General features: G+C 62.8%; 19 protein-coding genes and 1 pseudogene. 12 read left to right on the top strand and 8 right to left on the bottom strand.

Features of this window, described 5'->3' with window-relative positions; genetic code table 11:
- The first annotated feature begins 384 nt into the window (after positions 1-384).
- The 10 genes and pseudogenes from WBB07_RS02075 to WBB07_RS02030 all read left to right on the top strand — a co-directional run bounded on the left by WBB07_RS02075 (position 385) and on the right by WBB07_RS02030 (position 7,247).
- On the top strand, positions 385-1,344 hold the full coding sequence (locus tag WBB07_RS02075) for an MOSC domain-containing protein (RefSeq protein ID WP_526304267.1): 960 nt from the start codon (positions 385-387) through the stop codon (positions 1,342-1,344).
- A gap of 45 nt (positions 1,345-1,389) precedes the next feature.
- Positions 1,390-1,824, top strand: coding sequence for a Rid family hydrolase (locus tag WBB07_RS02070; RefSeq protein WP_526304265.1), 435 nt, complete (start codon positions 1,390-1,392; stop codon positions 1,822-1,824).
- A 72-nt stretch (positions 1,825-1,896) separates the two neighbouring features.
- Positions 1,897-2,859, top strand: coding sequence for a PDR/VanB family oxidoreductase (locus WBB07_RS02065; RefSeq protein WP_526304263.1), 963 nt, complete (start codon positions 1,897-1,899; stop codon positions 2,857-2,859).
- A 4-nt stretch (positions 2,860-2,863) separates the two neighbouring features.
- Positions 2,864-3,133: a MoaD/ThiS family protein gene (locus WBB07_RS02060; RefSeq protein WP_526304261.1), complete on the top strand. Its 270-nt coding sequence runs from the start codon at positions 2,864-2,866 to the stop codon at positions 3,131-3,133.
- An 86-nt stretch (positions 3,134-3,219) separates the two neighbouring features.
- Entirely contained in the window at positions 3,220-4,320 is a 1,101-nt protein-coding gene (gene moaA / locus WBB07_RS02055; RefSeq protein ID WP_526304259.1) for a GTP 3',8-cyclase MoaA, read from the top strand.
- Positions 4,321-4,354: 34 nt separating this feature from the next.
- Positions 4,355-4,837 (top strand): annotated as a pseudogene (locus WBB07_RS02050) (MoeA family protein); the annotation flags it as partial.
- A 21-nt stretch (positions 4,838-4,858) separates the two neighbouring features.
- Entirely contained in the window at positions 4,859-5,605 is a 747-nt protein-coding gene (locus tag WBB07_RS02045; protein ID WP_526304390.1) for a molybdopterin molybdotransferase MoeA, read from the top strand.
- Positions 5,598-6,110, top strand: coding sequence for a cyclic pyranopterin monophosphate synthase MoaC (moaC, locus tag WBB07_RS02040; RefSeq protein WP_526304257.1), 513 nt, complete (start codon positions 5,598-5,600; stop codon positions 6,108-6,110). Before WBB07_RS02045 ends, moaC begins: the two co-directional genes overlap by 8 nt.
- 49 nt (positions 6,111-6,159) lie before the next feature.
- Positions 6,160-6,561, top strand: a complete 402-nt coding sequence (locus WBB07_RS02035; protein WP_526304388.1) for a molybdenum cofactor biosynthesis protein MoaE — start codon at positions 6,160-6,162, stop codon at positions 6,559-6,561.
- A 278-nt stretch (positions 6,562-6,839) separates the two neighbouring features.
- Positions 6,840-7,247, top strand: a complete 408-nt coding sequence (locus WBB07_RS02030; protein WP_526304386.1) for an SDR family NAD(P)-dependent oxidoreductase — start codon at positions 6,840-6,842, stop codon at positions 7,245-7,247.
- A gap of 64 nt (positions 7,248-7,311) precedes the next feature.
- Here WBB07_RS02030 and WBB07_RS02025 read toward each other — a convergent pair whose 3' ends face one another.
- A complete protein-coding gene (locus tag WBB07_RS02025) occupies positions 7,312-8,163 on the bottom strand; it encodes an alpha/beta hydrolase (RefSeq protein ID WP_526304256.1) in 852 nt (283 codons plus the stop codon).
- 100 nt (positions 8,164-8,263) lie between these two features.
- On the opposite strand from WBB07_RS02025, the gene WBB07_RS02020 reads away from it, so the two are divergent.
- On the top strand, positions 8,264-8,854 hold the full coding sequence (locus WBB07_RS02020) for a TetR/AcrR family transcriptional regulator (RefSeq protein ID WP_526304254.1): 591 nt from the start codon (positions 8,264-8,266) through the stop codon (positions 8,852-8,854).
- Positions 8,855-9,386: 532 nt separating this feature from the next.
- Here WBB07_RS02020 and WBB07_RS02015 read toward each other — a convergent pair.
- From WBB07_RS02015 to WBB07_RS01995, 5 genes are all read right to left on the bottom strand, one after another.
- Complete coding sequence (locus WBB07_RS02015) at positions 9,387-11,000, bottom strand: amidohydrolase (protein WP_526304252.1); 1,614 nt, start codon at positions 10,998-11,000, stop codon at positions 9,387-9,389.
- On the bottom strand, positions 10,997-12,247 hold the full coding sequence (locus WBB07_RS02010) for a M24 family metallopeptidase (RefSeq protein ID WP_526304250.1): 1,251 nt from the start codon (positions 12,245-12,247) through the stop codon (positions 10,997-10,999). The genes WBB07_RS02015 and WBB07_RS02010 overlap by 4 nt, the downstream gene beginning before the upstream one ends.
- Positions 12,244-13,323 carry a polyamine ABC transporter substrate-binding protein gene (locus tag WBB07_RS02005; protein ID WP_526304248.1) on the bottom strand — a complete coding sequence of 360 codons (1,080 nt, stop codon included), beginning with the start codon at positions 13,321-13,323 and terminating at the stop codon, positions 12,244-12,246. Before WBB07_RS02005 ends, WBB07_RS02010 begins: the two co-directional genes overlap by 4 nt.
- Positions 13,324-13,387: 64 nt before the next feature.
- A complete protein-coding gene (locus tag WBB07_RS02000) occupies positions 13,388-14,191 on the bottom strand; it encodes an ABC transporter permease (protein WP_526304246.1) in 804 nt (267 codons plus the stop codon).
- Positions 14,184-15,092 carry an ABC transporter permease gene (locus WBB07_RS01995; RefSeq protein WP_526304244.1) on the bottom strand — a complete coding sequence of 303 codons (909 nt, stop codon included), beginning with the start codon at positions 15,090-15,092 and terminating at the stop codon, positions 14,184-14,186. Before WBB07_RS01995 ends, WBB07_RS02000 begins: the two co-directional genes overlap by 8 nt.
- Before the next feature lie 142 nt (positions 15,093-15,234).
- Here WBB07_RS01995 and WBB07_RS01990 point away from each other — a divergent pair, with 142 nt between their 5' ends.
- On the top strand, positions 15,235-15,708 hold the full coding sequence (locus WBB07_RS01990) for an Lrp/AsnC family transcriptional regulator (protein WP_526304242.1): 474 nt from the start codon (positions 15,235-15,237) through the stop codon (positions 15,706-15,708).
- Between the two features lie 11 nt (positions 15,709-15,719).
- Here WBB07_RS01990 and WBB07_RS01985 read toward each other — a convergent pair whose 3' ends face one another.
- Positions 15,720-16,922: an ABC transporter ATP-binding protein gene (locus WBB07_RS01985; RefSeq protein ID WP_526304241.1), complete on the bottom strand. Its 1,203-nt coding sequence runs from the start codon at positions 16,920-16,922 to the stop codon at positions 15,720-15,722.
- 393 nt (positions 16,923-17,315) lie between these two features.
- On the bottom strand, positions 17,316-18,095 hold the full coding sequence (locus tag WBB07_RS01980; RefSeq protein ID WP_526304239.1) for a DUF427 domain-containing protein: 780 nt from the start codon (positions 18,093-18,095) through the stop codon (positions 17,316-17,318).
- Positions 18,096-18,153 lie beyond the last annotated feature (58 nt).

The following is an 18,153-nucleotide window of genomic DNA, read 5'->3' as shown; positions in this document are numbered from 1 at the left end:
GCAAGTGCGCCTGAAGTTGGGCCGCGGCTTCGCAGATGCGGACACTTCGGAACTGGTGCGCCAGACCGGTGGCGGCTCGAGCAGCCACCATCGGTGGCCGGTCATAGCACTGCGCCATCGGAAACTCCAGGGCGGATCGCTCCACGAACTCGCTGCGTTACGTTTGTGAAAAATCGCTGCGAACTTGAATTCGAAGGGTTAGAGTACGGCTCGTACCTCTCCAAGCGGAACACGCTGACTGAGAGAAGGATCACGGCTTCGTGATCGAAGCGTTGTTGCTTCAATCCAACTCTGAACCGAGCCGTTCTGATGGGTCCTTCTCCTGCATTCTAGGATCCGCGCAGATCTGTCAGGGCGCTTGGCCGCTGCGAGAGAGGGTATTGCATGTCTGACTTGAGTGACGTTGAGAACACTCCAGCTTCCGTGGTGGGGAGGGTGCAACGCATCTTCCGCTATCCAGTCAAATCCATGACCGGCGAAGAACTCACCGAGTGCGAACTGGATGACAAAGGTATGGTCGGCGACCACCTTTGGGCGCTGGTCGAAGTCGCGACGGGCAAGCTCGCCAACGCTAAGAACCCCCGAAAGTGGGGGAAACTTCTCAGCTTCCGTGCTGCGTATGTCGAGGAACCACGTGCCGGCGGGAAGACCCCTCCGATCGCGATCACCTTTCCCGATGGCAGCGTGGCTCGAAGCGATTCCGACAACATCGACGTACTGCTGAGCAAAGCCCTCGGTATCGAGGTACATCTCTCGACCATGGAGGACGTCCCGAGCACCAAGGCGGAGATGATTTGGCATCCGATGCTCGGCGACAATGCGTTCGCTCGCATGGGCTCGGAGAACGAGCACGGCGAACATCAGATCGATTTTGATCTCTACGGAGCCGAGGGCCGGTCCTACGATCTGGGTGCGCTTCACATCATGACCACCTCATCCCTTGAACATGTCCGATCGCTCAACCCCGATGCGACGTTCGACGCTCGTCGTTATCGACCCAATTTTGTGCTCGACACCAGCGAGTCCGGTTTTGTTGAATCCGGCTGGGTTGGAAAGAAATTGCACCTCGGCGACACGACTTCGACGGTCATCATGAATACCGTCCGATGCATCATGACGACTCTGCCACGCGAGGAACTGCCTCTGGACCGCGCCACGCTACGTGCGCTCGTCAAGCACAACACCCGGTTGGTCGAGCCTTTCGGCGACTGGGCTTGTCTGGGCATCTACTCGAATGTCACTGGCACTGGCACGATCTCGATCGGCTCAACTGCCGCGGTCTCTGAGTTGCAGGAAGAAGATGTCGATTCTTGTGGCGACACCACCGCACCCGCCTCTGCCTAGAACGCATTCAACAATTTGGCTCATCAGGAACAGGACTCGCAGAAAATGACCACTTCCACCAAGTCGACACCCGTCGAGATCATCCTGCCGGAAGGGACCACCGGCCACGTCATCCGTGAGCAGTTCCGTGTCGCCTCTGCCTACAAGGCGGGGCGCCGGATCGAGATGGCGGGACAGACCGGACACCGCCCGGACTTGTCGCTGCCGGAATCGATCGAAGACGAAGTTGCACAGGCCTTTGCCAATGTCACTGCTGTGCTCGATGCAGGTGATGCGAGCTGGGATGACGTGTTCAACATCCGCACATACCACGTCATCCCTGCAGGGGGAGACTCGATCGACTCCGATTCGATAGGCGCAGTTACGGCTACCTTCGCCACACTCATGCCGGATCACTGCCCGGTATGGACGGCAGTGGGCGTTCCCGCGCTGGCATTTCCGGGTCAACGATTCGAGATCGAGGTCACTGCCAACGCCTGATGCGTGTCTGAGTGGCGGCGAACCCGGCTCGCCGCCATCAGTCAATGACACATTCGAGAAGGTAGTCCCACCATGCCAAAAACGCTCCAAATCTTCGACGAGCCGTTGGAGCTCGTAGTCGAGCAACGCTCATTCAGCGTCGACCATGTGGTCGTGCTTGATCTCCGCCGTCCGGAAGGTGGTGATCTACCTGAATGGACGCCCGGCGCCCACATTGTCCTTCGGCTCGATGGCGACGATTTGGTGCGCGAGTACTCATTGTGTGGCGACCCGTCGAACCGTGAAATATGGCGCATCGCAGTTGCTCTCGCCGAAGACGGCCGAGGAGGCTCGCAACATGTCCACCTTAGGCTGCACGAGGGCACTGTTGTCGAAGTCAGTCGCCTGACAAACCTCTTCCGGTTCGAACCTTCCGCTCGGCCGCTCTTCGTTGCCGGGGGAATCGGCATTACTCCCATTCTTCCGATGATCGCGGCCGCAAGCCATGGGGGATGGGACTGGAATCTCCTCTACCTCGGTAAGGACCGCGCCCACATGCCGTTTACGGGTGAGCTCGAAGCGCTGGGAAACAAGGTGATCATCGCGGAGTCGTCAGTGCAGGGTCGGGTCGACTTGGACGCGTACGTAGCGGAGAACAGGGAAGCGCATTTTTTCGTATGCGGACCGGAAGGCCTGATCGCAGAAATGGAGGACATCGCACGGCGCGAGCAGGTTTCACTTTCGGTGGAGCGATTCATCCCACGAATCACCGAGATGCCCACGTTCGAAGCCCCGTTCGAAGTTGTTGTCGAGTCGACCGGCCAGCGCGTGACGGTGAACCCTGACCAGACCACGCTCGAAGCGCTTCTGGGCGCAGGCATCACCGTTCCGAATTCGTGCGGTCAAGGGACCTGCGGTTCGTGCGAGACGGGCGTGCTTGCCGGCGTTCCTGACCACCGCGATTCCATCTTGTCTGACGACGAACGCGCAGAGAACGACTGTATGTACGTCTGCGTCTCACGCTCGCTGAGCCGGTCGCTCACCCTGGAGCTCTGATCTCATGACCACATCACCGCCGGCCGCCGTCCCAACCGACGTGGTTCATGTGCGATTTTTTGCCGCCGCCAAGGCCGAATTCGGATCTGAGGGCACGACCTGGGAAGTCCCGCGGGGGACAACCATCGAGACGGCGCTGGTTGCGGCGAACCTTCATCTGAGCGCGGTGATAGCTCGATGTTCCTTTCTCGTCAACGGCATCGCCTCCAGGCGCAACACGATCCTCGAAGACAACGACGATCTGGACGTGCTGCCCCCCTTCGCAGGGGGATGACCACTGCCACCTCGGCCGACCGGGCGATCGCGGTTCGTGGCCACCGCGACACGGGCTTCAAAGCGTTCTCGAGATAGGAGACCATGGTGTTGAAGATCGGAAACCGCTCAAAACTCCCCGAAGAGACTTTGCCGTCGGCCGCCGATGACCAGTCTGGCGCTGGACTGGTCGACCGCTTCGGAAGAGTCGCCACCGACCTGCGGCTGTCCGTGGTGGACAAGTGCAACTTGCGGTGCAGCTACTGCATGCCCGCCGAAGGGATGCCGTGGATCCCGCCGCAGATGCTGATGACTGCCGAAGAGATCGCCCGGTTGGTGAGAGTGGGACACCACGAGTTGGGTGTCGAGGAGCTGAGACTCACTGGCGGCGAGCCACTCGTACGAAAAGACCTGGAAAACATCGTTGCTCGCGTTCGAGCGGATTGTCCGGACCTCCCGATCTCGATGACGACAAATGCGGTCGGTCTGGATCGCCGCGCCAAGACGCTCCACGACGCCGGGGTGACACGGATCAATGTCTCGCTGGACTCTCTTCACCCGGAGACCTTCGCCGCACTCACCCGGAGACCGCTGCTGAGTCAGGTGCTCGACGGTGTGCAAGCCGCCGACGAGGCAGGATTCGGACCCATCAAGATCAACGCGGTGCTGTTGCGTGGGATCAACGACCACGAGGCGCCGGCACTGCTCGAGTGGGCCTTGCAGGGAGGTTACGAGCTGCGGTTCATCGAACACATGCCACTCGATGGCGACAGGGCTTGGCGCGAAGACAACATGATCTCGGCGTCCGAGATTCGTGAACTGCTCTCGAAGCGCTTCACTCTCACCCCCGACCCTCAGCTCCGCGGTGGAGCCCCTGCCGAACGGTTCGAGGTGCGAAGGGCAGGTGCGGACACGGACACAACAAGACTGGGCTGGGTGGGGTTGATCTCTTCGGTTACCGAGCCTTTCTGTGCAGCGTGCACGCGAACGAGGATCACTGCCGAAGGTCGGGTGCGCTCGTGTCTGTTCTCCCATGAGGAAACAGATCTGCTCGCCGTGATGCGCGGTGGTGGCAGTGATGCGGACATCGCGCGTGACTGGTCTGACGCGATGTGGCGCAAACCCCGAGCGCACGGCTCGGAGTCGGTCGGCCTGGCCAGCGCTGATTTTGTGCAGCCGGCACGCTCGATGAGCGCCATCGGCGGATGAACAAGCGACCAGGGCAGTCAGGTGAGATTCGCAGATGACATTCACGAGACGGTCTGTCTCAGAACATCAAAATGTAGTTACCGAACTGATGATGGGCATTCCTCGCCCGGTAGAGAGGGCCACAGTCCGCGAGATCGCGTTCGGGTCCCGCCGAACGCTCGCAGCCGACCTGGTGGCCGAGTTCGATATGCCGACGTTCGACAACAGTCAGATGGACGGGTTCGCGGTACGTGCGGCTGATGTTCGCGCCGCCACGGAGAAGTGCCCCGTAGAGCTTCGGGTAACTGGGCACATGGCCGCCGGCGATCACACGGGACTGATAGGGATCGGTGAAGCGTGGGCCGTTATGACCGGTGCCTCGATTCCCGACGGAGCCGACGCCGTAATCCCGATCGAGGAAAGCAATTTCGACTCGTTTCCGGACCGTGCTGACACTGCGACGCTACGCGTCAGCGCACCGTGCCCGGTGGGGAGATTCATCCGACGGCGCGGATCCGACATTCGCGGCGGCGAGAGAATCGTTTCAGCGGGCAGTCCGGTGACATCGGCGCTTGTCGGTGCGTTGGCATCGTCGGGAATCGAGCAACTCGACGTGAAACGGCCTCTCACAGCATTGATTGTCGCGACGGGGTCCGAGTTGAGACGTCCCGGGGCTCCGGACCGTCCCGGGTCGATTCTCGACGCCAACACATTGATGCTCACCTCGCTCCTGACGTCGGTCGGTGTACGGGTCCTCACCCAGGAGTCTGTTCCTGACGATCCCGACGAGCTGCTGCGGGTGTTGGACTCTCGATTTGGTGAGATGGACCTGATCGTCACTGCCGGAGGCGTCAGCAAGGGCGCTCATGAGGTCGTGCGGGACTGTCTGGAGCAGCGCGGCATCGAGTTCGGCTCGGTGGCCATGCAGCCCGGAGGTCCCCAGGGCGTCGGGACCGCGCACTTGGCCAGTGGCGACGTACCCGTTGTCGCGTTGCCGGGAAACCCGGTGAGCGCACTGGTGAGCGCCGAGGTGTTCCTGCGCCCCGCGCTGCTGGCTGCCAGCGGACGATGGGCGTTCAGATCCGCGCATCGCGGTCCGCTGGCGGAGGCGACGTCTTCGCCGGCCGGCACCCTGCAAGTGCGTCGGGGCCGACAGCGGGAAGATGGTCGCATCACATTTGAAGGTGGCCCGTCATCGCACCTCCTGCACGCTTTTGCCAGATCAACCGTCCTTGTGTTCATCCCGCCTGAGCGCACGAGCATGGACGTAGGCGACATTGTCGAATTCTGGAGGATCAATGACTGATGAAGCGGGTCATCTGACTCATCTGCGCGATGACGGTGCTGCGCACATGGTCGATATCGGCGAGAAGGCCGTCACTGAGCGTCGAGGGGTGGCCGAAGCGACCGTGTTGACCCGTCCAGATGTCATTGAGTTGATCGCCGATGGAACATTGCCCAAGGGAGAGGCAGTCAGCGTCGCACGGCTGGCCGGGATCATGGGAGCAAAAGAGACCAGTCGACTCATTCCTCTGTGTCACCCATTGCTGATCACTGCTGTCGAGGTCGACGCCACTATTGGGGTCGACCGCGTAGTCCTTCGAGCCTCGGTTTCCACCCTCGGGCGCACCGGAGTGGAAATGGAGGCGATGACCGCGGTTTCGGTGGCCGCTCTTACTGTCTACGACATGATCAAAGCGGTCGACCGGGCGGCCACAATCTCCAACGTCGTCGTGGTCGAGAAGTCCGGCGGCCGTTCCGGAACCTGGACCCGCCCGGGTCCCGAGCAAGGAGTGTTGCGTCGTGACTGATTCGACATCGCGGTTCGCTCGCGCCGAATCTCGGGTGGTCCTCGCCGGGGTGAGCACCTTGCCGATCGACGCGCAGGCGTTGGTTCACGATGTGGTCGGGATCTCGGACGGCGCTGTCGTCACCTTCGACGGTATTGTGCGTGATCACGACGAAGGCAGGTCGGTGACCGCGCTCCGCTACAGTGCACATCCGACCGCACGGGACATCATCCAGCAGGTGGCATACGAAATCGCGTCTCAGCACCCTGATATCGCCTTGTCAGTCGTGCACCGCGTTGGCGATCTCGCCATCGGCGAATGTGCACTCGCGTGTGTCGTGGCGTCGGCACATCGCGCAGAGGCCTTTCGGGCGTGCTCTGACTTGGTGAATGCGGTGAAGGAACGGGTACCGATTTGGAAGGAACAAGAATTCGCGGACGGTTCTGCCGAGTGGGTGAATGCGATCAACTGATCGCGGTGTGAAATATGTAGTGACGGTGGGTCTTCCTGCTGAAGAGAAGTTGCCCGCAGGTAATCATTGGTCAACAGGGCCAATTGTTCGGCCGTCTGATCGGTGAGTGACGGGCTCACGGAGTGGGCCGAGCCATTTTAATACCAACTGCTGTCCCGCAGTTGAATTCGAATCGGGAGGCGGGGCGAGGTGCGACCTCTGGCGCCTGACGCGCAAGCGACTCTAGAACTAGCGAGGGACACTTCGACCGCACCTTCGACCTCAATGCGCGCGGCACACTGTTCTCCGTGCAGAAGGCGCTGCCACTGCTACGCACCGGCGGCTCGATCGTTTTGCTGGGCTCGGTCACGGCATTCAAGGGGCTCCCCGGGGCGGGGGTCTACAGCGCGACGAAGGCGGCCGTGCGCTCCTACGCGCGCACGTGGGCAGCAGAGTTCGGTGACCGGGGCATTCGGGTCAATGTGCTGAGTCCGGGGCCGATCGACACGCAGATCATCGACGGGCAGGCAGAGTACTTCGGCCAAGATCCAGTAGCTCTGCGAGCCGATATGAGTTCCCTCGTCCCGATGGGTCGCCTGGGGCTTCCCGGGGAGATCGCCAACGGTGCACTGTTTCTCGCCTCGGACGAGTCCAGTTTCATGACGGGCGCAGAGCTCTGCATCGACGGCGGCATGGCTCAGGTATAGCCCACTTCGGCCGGAGCGGAACGGGGGCAATGGTCTGAATGGTTACCGTGCGGGTCAGCGGAGTTCACGAGCGGCAGGTCCTCAGGTAACTGAGGAACGAGGCCTGCAGGCCAGTGACGTGCGTTTCGTGCAGGATCTCGCTGGTGACCGCCTCGCCGCGCGAGATGAGTCGGTGCAGAACGGTGGCCGTGTTCGTCGCGAGGTTTTGGTAGACGGCCAGGTCTCCGAGAATCTCTCGGTCGTTGAAGGTCATGTGGAGCTTGGCGGCACGCTGACTGTCACCCAGGTCGTCGAGCTGGGCGAAGATCTGACTGTCTGCGGCGATGACGCCGGGGCTACCCGCGCCGATGCTTTCGAAGAGGCTGGTGCCGGCGAGCCAGGCGTAGAGACTGAAGAGTCCGCCGTAGGAATAGCCGAACAGGCCGTGACCGCTGGTGGCGGTGCCGTAGTCGTGTTCGATCCGCGGATGCAGTTCGGTGGTGAGGAAGTCCAGGAACACATCGGCGTGGGTGTCGCGCAATTCGGCGAGGTAGGCGTCGGATTCCTCGCGTGTTCGCGCACCCACTTCCACCCCCGTCTCCACGGCATCGATGAGCGCCTCGGCGATGGGCTCGCCGGGTGGCACAAAGTCCCTGTTGCGCAGCCGATCCCAATCCTGAGCTTCCTCGCCCGCGTAGCCAACACTGACTTGGATGTAGGGCTGAATCCGTTGCATGGGGTCCATCTGGGTGACGATCAGCGGAGCCGTCAGGCCCACGGCAAAGTTCCCGTCGAGCACATACACCACAGGCGCCGGCGCCTCGGCGCGATCGTAGCCCGGCGGTGTGGTCACCCAGATGCCGTAGTCATACCTACCGCTGGAGCGCATTTCGAAATAGTCGGTATCGGCCAGGCAGCCTTGCCACATGGAGCTCATCGAAGGACCTTTCACAACCCGGCGGGCCCGCGGTGCGGCAGCCCAACCAGAATTATCCATTGGAAAATGGCTATCCAATGGATAAACTACGGGAGTGGTCATGTCAAGCGCGGAACGCGGGGGAGATGCACGTGAGCGTCTTCTGGCTCGGCTTCTCGACGCCTTCGGGGAGGATCTTCCCTCACCGGAGGTCTCACTGCGTGAGGTCGCCGCCCGGGTCGGCACCAGCCACGCCCTGCTGCGGTATCACTTCGGGTCACTCCCGGGTGTCCTGGCGGCGATGCTCACGGTGCAGCGATCTCGTGACAACGCGGCGCTGGTGAAGATCGCCCAGCAGGGCAGCTTTGACGACCTTGTCGTGGCTATCTGGCGGGCCTACACCCGCCCCGAGCAGCTGTCGCGTATCCGCGGCTTCTTTCATGTCGTAGGACTCGCCGCATACAGCCCAGAGGACTTTCGTGAGTTCATCGACTCGCTCGATGACCTGACCGCAGTGCTGATCTCGCTCGCGGAAGGTGAGGGGTATCGCACCAAGGATGCGCTGAGCATGGCGACCGTCGCCGTTGCCGCGCTTCGTGGCCTGCTCTTGCAAGAAGTTCTGACTCCGGCAGCCAACTCGGAGGACGCGGTCGCCTTGATCCTGTCCATGAGTAAAGGCCGATGTGCTCCATTCCCACGTCCGGAGCCTTGAGTGAACTGCCGCGTTCGCCCTCCAGCTGAGCCCCCGAAGATCCTGCGGGGAGCAAGTGAGAAGCACGGGGCCACAGCTGATGTTGCCACGCTGGCGCCACTGATCGGATCCGGTTGATTGCCTTACCGGAGTCGTGAATCGTGTTGCCTGCCAGAAGAACTTGGACGAGTGGCACACCGCCTGTCGGCCGCGCTCTTACCCGCCGTGTGTAATCCCCACGAGGCCCCAATCGCCGTCGCGACGTTCCGCTCCAGGTCAACGTCGGCAGGATCTTCTGCCAGTCAAAGGTGCGCTTCCTCGGCACTGCGCAACGGGCGAACCAAGGCTGCACGCCGATCAATTCAGCGCTGCGCTCCCACCGGGCCCCACAGCGTTCGTGGCCAGCGCCTTTTCCGGTCGGCTGTAGTCCGTCGACCGCCACTCCATCTGCAAAAATCGGCAGCTCAGTGGGGAACGGACAGCCACTCAGACGCTCGACAATGCGTTCGGTCAATGTGCTGATCGTGTCGGCGGCGCCCGTGTCCTCGTCCGCCTATCGTTCGAACACAACTCGTCCCTGAAAGACAGTCCTCTCTGCCTGGACCGATGCCAGGTCGTGCGGAGCGACAGTGAACGGGTCGACATTGAGCACGACAACGTCGGCACTTCGGCCGGCTGACAGCGTTCCGGTTCGCTCTTCGATGCCCGCCGCGTATGCGGCCTCACGGGTGAATCCCAGGAGACCGGTCGTCAGGCTGACTTCTTGCCCCGCACCGAGTTTGGCCGTGACGCGGTCACCCGGTGGCTGTCGAGTGACAGCGACCTCGATCTGGGCCAACGGTTGTGGCGTGCTGACCCGCCAGTCGCTGCCGAACGCCAATCGTGCACCAGCGCGAGCGAGGTCGCCGAAACGGTACTGCTGCTCAAATCGATCCGGACCAAGCCGCGGTGCGCACAGGCTGACGTTCTGTTCATCGCGGCACGCCCACAGCGCCTGGACGTTGGCAATGACATCGAGAGCGGCGAAGCGGGGCACATCGGTGTCCGCGACGACCTGCAGATGACAGATCTGATGACGCAGGCCGTACCTCACCGACTGGCGCCGGACCGACTCGAACGCGTCGAGTGCTCTAGTAGTCCCCGCGTCACCGACGGCGTGTACGTGGACGTTGAAACCCTCGTCCGCGCAGATGCCGATCGCCGTGCGCAATTCGGCGTCGTTGAACAGTGGTGCGCCGTGCGAGTGAGTGGCGACGTAGGGCTGGTGCAGTGCGGCTGTCTCGTTCTCCACCACGCCGTCGACGAAGAGCTTCACCATTCCCGCGCTCACCAGCGAGCCGGTGGCGAGGCGGCGCGAGTGCAACAGCCCGTCGATCTGGTCGGTCCCCTGGGCGGGGTTCCAGTGCATCGCGGCGGCGACGTACGCCGACAACCGGCCCGAGGACTCCGCGTCGAGGTAGGCGCGCAGCATCTCCGGGGACAGCCGGGCGTCCTGCCACCCAACGATTCCCAGGGAGTGCAGGTATCGCTGCCCCAGCTCCAGCGCTTGTGCCCACTCGGCATCGGTGATCACCGGAAGCTGGCCGGCGACAAGCTTCATCGCGGTCTCGTGCAGCGCCCCACTCGGCTCACCGTCGTCGTCACGCTCGATCCTGCCGCCCGACGGATCTGTGGTGCTGCAATCGATTCCGGCGAGTTCAAGAGTGCGAGTGCTGACCCAGGCGGTGTGGCCGTCGCGTGCGGTCAGATATGCCGGTCGGCCACCGACAACATCGTCGAGCCACCGTCGATCGGGGCTGCCCGCGGGGAATGCCGCCATGCTCCATCCGCCGCCGCGCACCCATGCCCCCGGCGGCAACTGCGCCGCGGCCGCACCGATCACGTCCAGGTACTGCGCGGGTTCGACGTCATGGAGGTTGACCCCACAATCGAAGAGTGAACCCTCGAGCAGATGGATGTGTGCGTCGTGGAACGCCGGCGCGATCAGTCCACCGCACTTGACGACATCGGTGGCGGGGCCGGTGTGGTCGGCGAGTTCGTCGGCGCTGCCGACGGCGGTGATGATGCCGTCGCGCATTGCCACACCATGCGCCATGGGCCGTTGCGGGTCGGCGGTGAACGTTGTACCCAGCAGAATGGTGTCGGCCGGTCGGAGTGCCTCGCTCACCCGGCACGCTCCACATCGAGAGGGAGACCCGACAGCGTGCGGGCGCCGGTCGACCCGAACACCACGGTGTCGATCATGGGATAGAGCACGATGCTCTCGTAGTTGGTCACCACGTTCTTCCTGAAGACGTCATCGGTGGACTCGCCGACGGTGAAGGTCCACTCGCCGACCCAATCGGGCGGGAAGGACAGCCCCATCTCATAGCCGCCATTCCAGTTGTGCAGTCCCCACATGCCCGCATCGCGCAGGTGTGCTTCGATCCGTTCAGTCACGTCGTTGACCGCGGTCCCGTCCGAGGCGCCCGCACACAGGAGTCGAAATGCCTCGGCCTCGATCGCGGCGAGACGATACAGCTCGTCACTGGGCTCCTGTCCGACCACAAACCACCGCTCGATGTTGGCGTGATACCGATTGACGACACCGCAGGGATCGGCGCACAACACATCACCGCGCGCGATGACTCGGTCCGACGAATACGCGTGGCCCATCTCGATCGGTCCAACCACCACTGACTCGTGCAACGCGGCTGGTTCACCACCGGCCTCAGCCATCGCCGAAACCATCAGTGCCCAAGCCTGTTTCTCGGTCATTCCCGGTACCACCTGATCGCGCAGGCTCACCAGTCCGGCGTCGCACACCGCTGCGGCCCGCTCGATCATTTCGATCTCGGCGGCCGACTTGATCAGCCGAACCGCCCGTGTCTGCACGCTGGCGTCGACGACGTGGCAGCCGTGTCGTTCGAACGCGGCCTCGACAACCTCGCTCGTCGCTCGGTTCGGGACGTGGCTGTGCATCTCGAGACCCACCCGACCGGACAGCCAACCCCGCGCCTTGAGGTCCGCCATAGTGAAATCCAGGACCGCTGTCCCGTCATCGTCGGTTGCCAGGCGCAGATCTTCGGCGACCGAGGTGCGTCGCAGCAGGTAGTGGTGATGCTCGACGTCGTAAACGGCGATGGCTCCCGACTCGACGTGCATCACGGTGCACTGGAACGGCTGCCACCGCAACGAGGACTGAGCTCGATACCACCGGGACTGATAGCCGTGCAGCCAACACATCGCGTCGGGCGAGCTGAGAACCAGCAGGTCGATACCGGCGCTCGCGGCCTCGGCCTGCAGCCGCTGCCGCCGAGATTCATACTCCGCCAACGAGAACGCCGGTCGCGGTTCCTCCGCGGCGACGCGCGCATACGCCTCCCGGATCACTTCCTGAAGTTCCCTGGTCCCCGGATGAATGATCGCGTTCACGCGGTGGCCTTGACTCGAGTCCACGCCTGCGTCCACTTGGTCAACTGTGTCTGCTGCAGCGACGCCAACCACACAGTCGGATCGGCCAGCACCTTGTTGTCATAGACGAGGAACGGATAGCCCTTGATGAGATCCGCGTATGCCGCCTCACCGGCCTTGGTGGCGACCGGGAACCCGACGAAGTCCACGATCTTGCGCATGTTGTCTGGACGCAACAGGAAGTCGCAGAACAGCAGCGCGGTTCCGGGGTGCTTCGAGCTGGACGGGATGGCCATGCAGTCGGAGTTGAATGCCAGTGTCTCCCTGCCGAACTCGAACCCGATGTCGTCGCCGAACGACGAATCCTTGATGGTCGTGAACGTGGCACCGGTGTAGTTCATCAACAGGTCGGCTTCACCGTTGGACAGCTTCTCACCAGCCGAGCTGCCGAAACCGCCCAGGTTCTTTCGCAGTTCGATCAGCGAGTCGGCGGCCTGGCGCAGATCGTCGGCGCTGTCGGTGTTGGTGGGCAGTCCGAGGCGGCTCAGCGCCATCGTCATCGACACCGTCACGTCGTCGAAGATGTAGGTGCGCTTGTTCAGTTGTGGTGCCAGATCCCAGAGGTCGTTCCACGACCCGGTGAGACCGTTGACCCGGCTCTTGCGATATGCCAGCCCGACACCGCCCATGGCGTAGGGCCCCGCGAGATGTTTGGCGTTCGGCTCGAACGGCGGGTTGTGGAACAGCGGCGAGACCTCGTTCCAGTTCTCCATCCGGCTGTGGTCAATGGGCAAAAGCAGGTTCGCTGCCGTTGCGCGGGCGAAGAAGTTGGACGGCATGAACGTGACGTCGTAGGCGGCTCCGGACCCGAGCTTCTGGATCATCTCATCGACGGTCGAGAAGTATGTCTGGTTGATCGACACCCCATACTCACGCTCGAACGCCGACATCACCTCATCGGGTACGTAGCCGGTCGGCGCGTAGTAGGCGAGGTCACCGTCGATTATCGGCTCGGGCGGCGTCAGCTCCGCGTCCGAAGCCGGTGTGCCGCTGCTGCATGCCGCGAGCCACAGGCCCGCGGCGGCGCCACCGCTCATGAACAGAAATCTGCGTCGACTCGTCCGTGCAGTTGTCAACTGATGCATGTTGTCTCCTGGTATTTCACTGTGAGCTGGGTCGGGACTTCGAACGTTGGATCCAGATCCCGGCGAGACCGAGCAGCACGGTGATGAGGATCATCACGGTGCCGACGGCATTGATCTCGGGGGTCAAGCCGAAGCGGAGCATTCCGTAGATCCGCACCGGTAGCGGCGCAACCTCGGTGCCCGACAGAAAAACTGAGGTCACGAAGTCGCCGAAGGACAGTACAAACGCCAACACGCCGGCACCGATGATCGCCGAACGCAGCTGCGGCAGAACGACGGTGACAAAGGTTCTGCCACGTCCGGCACCAAGGTCGCTGGCAGCCTCCTCGAGAGCCGGATTGAGACTGCGAATCCGATTCCCAACGAGCACGGTCACGTAGACCAGCGTGAACGTGGCGTGGCCGATGATCAGAGTCACCGTGGACAAGGGCAATCGCAGCGTTGTGAACCATGTCATCAGACCCACGGCGGTCGCCAGTTCGGGAGTGATGAGCGTGGACAACGTCACTCCTTCGATCGGCCGGGTGACGCGGCGTGGTCCGCGCGCGAATCCGTACGCCAGCCCTGTGCCGAGCACCACGGCTATCGCAGTGGACGCGGTCGCCACAACAAGGCTCAGCCCCAGTGCGGACATCACTTCGGGATTGGTGGCGGCCTGCTCATACCAGCGGAAACTCAGTCCATCGAGCTGAGAGAGCGACTTCGAGGAGTTGAACGAGAAGATGGCGATCACGGCCAGGGGCAGATCGAGAAACACCAGGGTCCCGAGGACTATTGCCAGCAGCCAGCCGGGCATCCGGCGGCTGCCCCCGCTAGCCAACGGTCATCCCGCCGTGTCGCAGTCGGTTGGCCGTGGCGCGCACCAGGGCCGCGAGCAGATAAATGAGCGCCATGAAGGCGAGCATCCCCGCGAGCAGCGTCACCGTGAGCGCAGCGCCGAATGGCAGTGAGCCCGCGGTTGCGAGTTGGTCGCGGATCAGATTTCCCATCATGTAGGTCGACCCGCCGAGGAACTGGGCGATCGCGAAATCGCCCAAACTGAGCAGGAAGACAAGTTGACATCCCGCGGCGATGCCTCCCGCGGTACTCGGCACCACGATCTGAACGAACGTGCGTACCGACCCCGAGTACAGGTCGCCGGAGGCCTCGATGAGGCGGTAGTCCAGACGCTCAACGGCCAGGTAGACCGCCAGGATCATGAACGGTAGAAAGCTGTACACCAGACCAAGATTGAGCGTGTAGGGCGAGCCGATCAGGTTCAGCGGCCCGATACCGAGCCGGCCGAGCAGTCCGTTGATCGGGCCGTCCCTGCCGAGTATCTGGACCCACGCATAGATTCGTACGAGGTAGTCCGCCAGCCAAGGCACCAGAATCGCCAGTAGCAGTACCGGTTTCCATCGGCCGCCGTACCGGGAGATCGCATACGCACACGGATAGCCGATCAACAGACACAGTACCGTCGCGATGGTGGCATAGGCGAAGGTGCGCACGACGATCGGCAGGTAGTCCGGTTGGAATACCAGACCGAAACTCTCCGTGTACCAGCCGTATATGGGCCGTCCGATGATATCTGGGGTGGCCACCGATGCCGCCGCGATGAGGCCGAGCGGCACCAGGTAGAAGCAGGCGATCCACACCGACCCGGGTAGCAGCCCGAGCCGCCAACCTATTCGCACGGGTCCTTGCGTCCTTTCGGTGCGCGATTTAGCGAGCGTCGACATGTTCGGTTTCCTCACTCTGAACGACGGAATCCGTGCGATAGTTACCAGAAATTATTGATTTGAACGCAACGTCAGTAGTATTCAATTGGATTCGTCGCCTAGAATCCCGAATGCCTTGCCGGACAGCAGTAAAGGACCAAGGATGACCGAGGAGCCGACCCCAGCACTCGACCCGATATCGGCGGCCATCGTCGATTCGATGCGTTCGGATGGCCGAAAGCCCTACGCCGCCATCGCCAAAGAGGTCGGAGTAGCCGAATCGACCGTCCGGCAACGTGTCCAGCGATTGATCGAGCAGGGGCACATGCAGGTCGTCACGGTTACCAACCCCGTCTCCCGTGGTCACTACACATCGATGCTGCTGGTCAAGGCTGACGGTGACATCGAGCGGATCTCGCGGAAGTTGAGCGCCCTCCCGGAGGTCACCTTTGCTGTCGCGGTTGCCGGTGTGCATGACATCGTGATCGAGGTGATCTGCCGAAACGGCGAGCATCTGCTGTCGGTCATCAACGACTCCATCCGCACCATCGACGAGGTCTCCGCCGTGGAGACCCTGGTGTACCTCAAGCTGTTGAAGCTCTCCTACGAAGCCGGTGTCTGGCCGACCACTCGGTGAGCCGAGAACGGTCACGACTCCACGAGGCTCTCGTCCAGGTCGCTCTCGGCGGGGATGTCGGCGGCGGGCAGAATGAGGGAGGCCTCGGGTGACCAGGAGGCGTAGACGGGATCGCCCGGACGCAGAAGCGACAGGCCGGCTTCGGGGCCCTCGGGGGTCACGTGCGCGATGATGGGGGAGTTGTCCGGAGCAATCAGGCTCAGTCGAATGACAGGGCCCTGGAAGGTGACATCGACGACGGTCGCAGGGGTGCTGGCCGTGTCCGCCTCAGTCGGTGACATCGAAACCCGGACTCGTTCGGGCCGCACCATGAGCGTGCCGCGTCCCCCATTCTCGATCCTGGTGTCACCGCAGCGGGCGGGCAGCGTGGTGCCCAATACCGCGAAGTCAGCGCGGTTGCCGTTGACCGTGCGTTGCTGGCCGTTCCAGAGGTTGGCCTGGCCGATGAAGTTGGCGACGAAGACGGTGGCGGGGCGTTCGTAGATTTCGGTGGGGGAGCCGATCTGTTCGACAGAGCCGACGTTCATGACCGCGATGCGATCGCTCATCGTGAGGGCCTCCTCTTGGTCATGGGTGACGTAGATGAAGGTGATACCGACTTCCCGCTGGATGCGTTTCAGTTCGAACTGCATGACGTGGCGTAGCTTGAGGTCGAGCGCGCCGAGGGGCTCGTCGAGGAGGAGCGCGCTGGGGTAATTCACCAAGGCGCGCGCCAGGGCGACACGTTGTTGTTGCCCGCCGGATAGCTGGGCGGGCTTACGGCGGGCAAAGTCGGTCAGCCGGACGACCTCGAGCATCTCGTCGACACGGCGGCGGACCTCGGCCGCACCCTTCTTCGCGCTGCGCGGTCCGTAGGCCACGTTGTCCCAGACGGTCATGTGGGGAAACAGCGCATAGTGCTGGAAGACCGTGTTGATATTGCGTTTGTGGGCCGGAACGCGGGAGACGTCGACCCCCTGTAGCCGTACCGCCCCTTCTGTCGGGGCTTCGAAGCCGGCGATCATCCGCAAGGTGGTGGTCTTGCCGCATCCCGACGGCCCCAGCATGGAGAAGAACTCTCCCGAGCCGATCGAGAAGTGTGCGTCGGCGACCGCGACGTAGTTGTCGAAACGCTTGGTGACATGGTCGATCTCGACTACGGGAGCGGAAGCGCTCAGATCCGGCCCGCCGGGTCGGGCCGGCGCGTCGACGGTGGAATTGCCGGTCTTGCTCATGGCTGGGTCCTCCTCGTGCTGGCGTGACTGCGGCATGGCGCCGATCACGTCGGTCTGAGTAAGACCATTGTCGATATCCGCGCTCTGCGCAAGCTGAATCGGTGAAAAAGTTCGACAGTGGCAAGGAAATCGCTATCAAGTCCCCAATCTGCCGCGGATTCCTACAGTCAGACCATCGGAATCTGCTGTATGTGCGCGAGGGGTGACCGGAAACCCGTGACCCGCCAGCCCAGCAACAAGGAGTGAGGTGGTGGCTGGCGCAGCCATCGCGGCCTGCGCGCCCAGCTGACCCACCACAAACAGCGAAAGTCGCTCGAGCGCAACGGGAAACCCCGACACAAGTTGCTCGCCGAACGAGAGGATGCCCGGCGTTCGATCCATCCGGACGAAGGCTCAGGCGAAGTGTGTGCGCGGCCGCGCCAGTGCGACGCCATCGACGGTGATGTCGAGCTTCTCGTTGTAGAACGCGACCATCCTGGCGATCGGGGCGACCTCCGGCAACGGGTGGTCATATGCCCAGGCGATGTCTGGCTGCACCCGCGAAGGCGTCTGTGCTGACCAGTACTGGGTGGTCACGCCCTTGTACGGGCACAACGAGGTGGTATCGCTGGGTTTCAGATGCTCCATCACCAGGTCAGAGCGGTCGATGTAATAGCGCGTCGGCAGACCCGTTTCGAAAAGCAATACCGGGCAGTGCGTTTCGGCAAGCAGCACCCCCTCTAGCGCCACCGTGACGTGCCGGTGCGAGCGCAGTGCATCGCCCCGCACGTACGGGTTGCGGGGATGCCCGACGATCGGCTCGTCCTCCTCGTACCACTCGATGGCGTCCCACTCGAAGCGTGCCAACCCGGCGGCCGGCCCGGCACCGTCGTCGTCGAACACGCGCACCACGGACGGCTGGATCCGCCCACCGGCGTTCAGTGAATACAACCGAGACGGGCCGAACTGGGCCTTCTGTTGATGGTCCTCGTCGACCAGCAGTTCCCGGTGGACGTCGGCGATCGGGACGTAGTAGGCGGGATAGAACGCGTTCTCCCACACATACTTTGCGTTGGTGGTGTCGAAGACCACCTGCCCGGCGATGAATCCCCGTACTCGCCGCGGTGCCGGTTCGATGTGTCCGCGACCGACCGGCACCAACGGGTAGTCGTGGACTTCAGTGATGGGTTCCATAGATCAATTGTGCGTTCCGACGTACACGATGCCGGTCAGATCGAGACGCCGATCTTCG

This window comes from Mycobacterium sp. (assembly GCF_049647605.1).
Taxonomy (GTDB): domain Bacteria; phylum Actinomycetota; class Actinomycetes; order Mycobacteriales; family Mycobacteriaceae; genus Mycobacterium.
The sequence above is the reverse complement of the archived record's forward strand: the minus strand, read 5'-3'. Positions and strand labels throughout refer to the sequence as shown.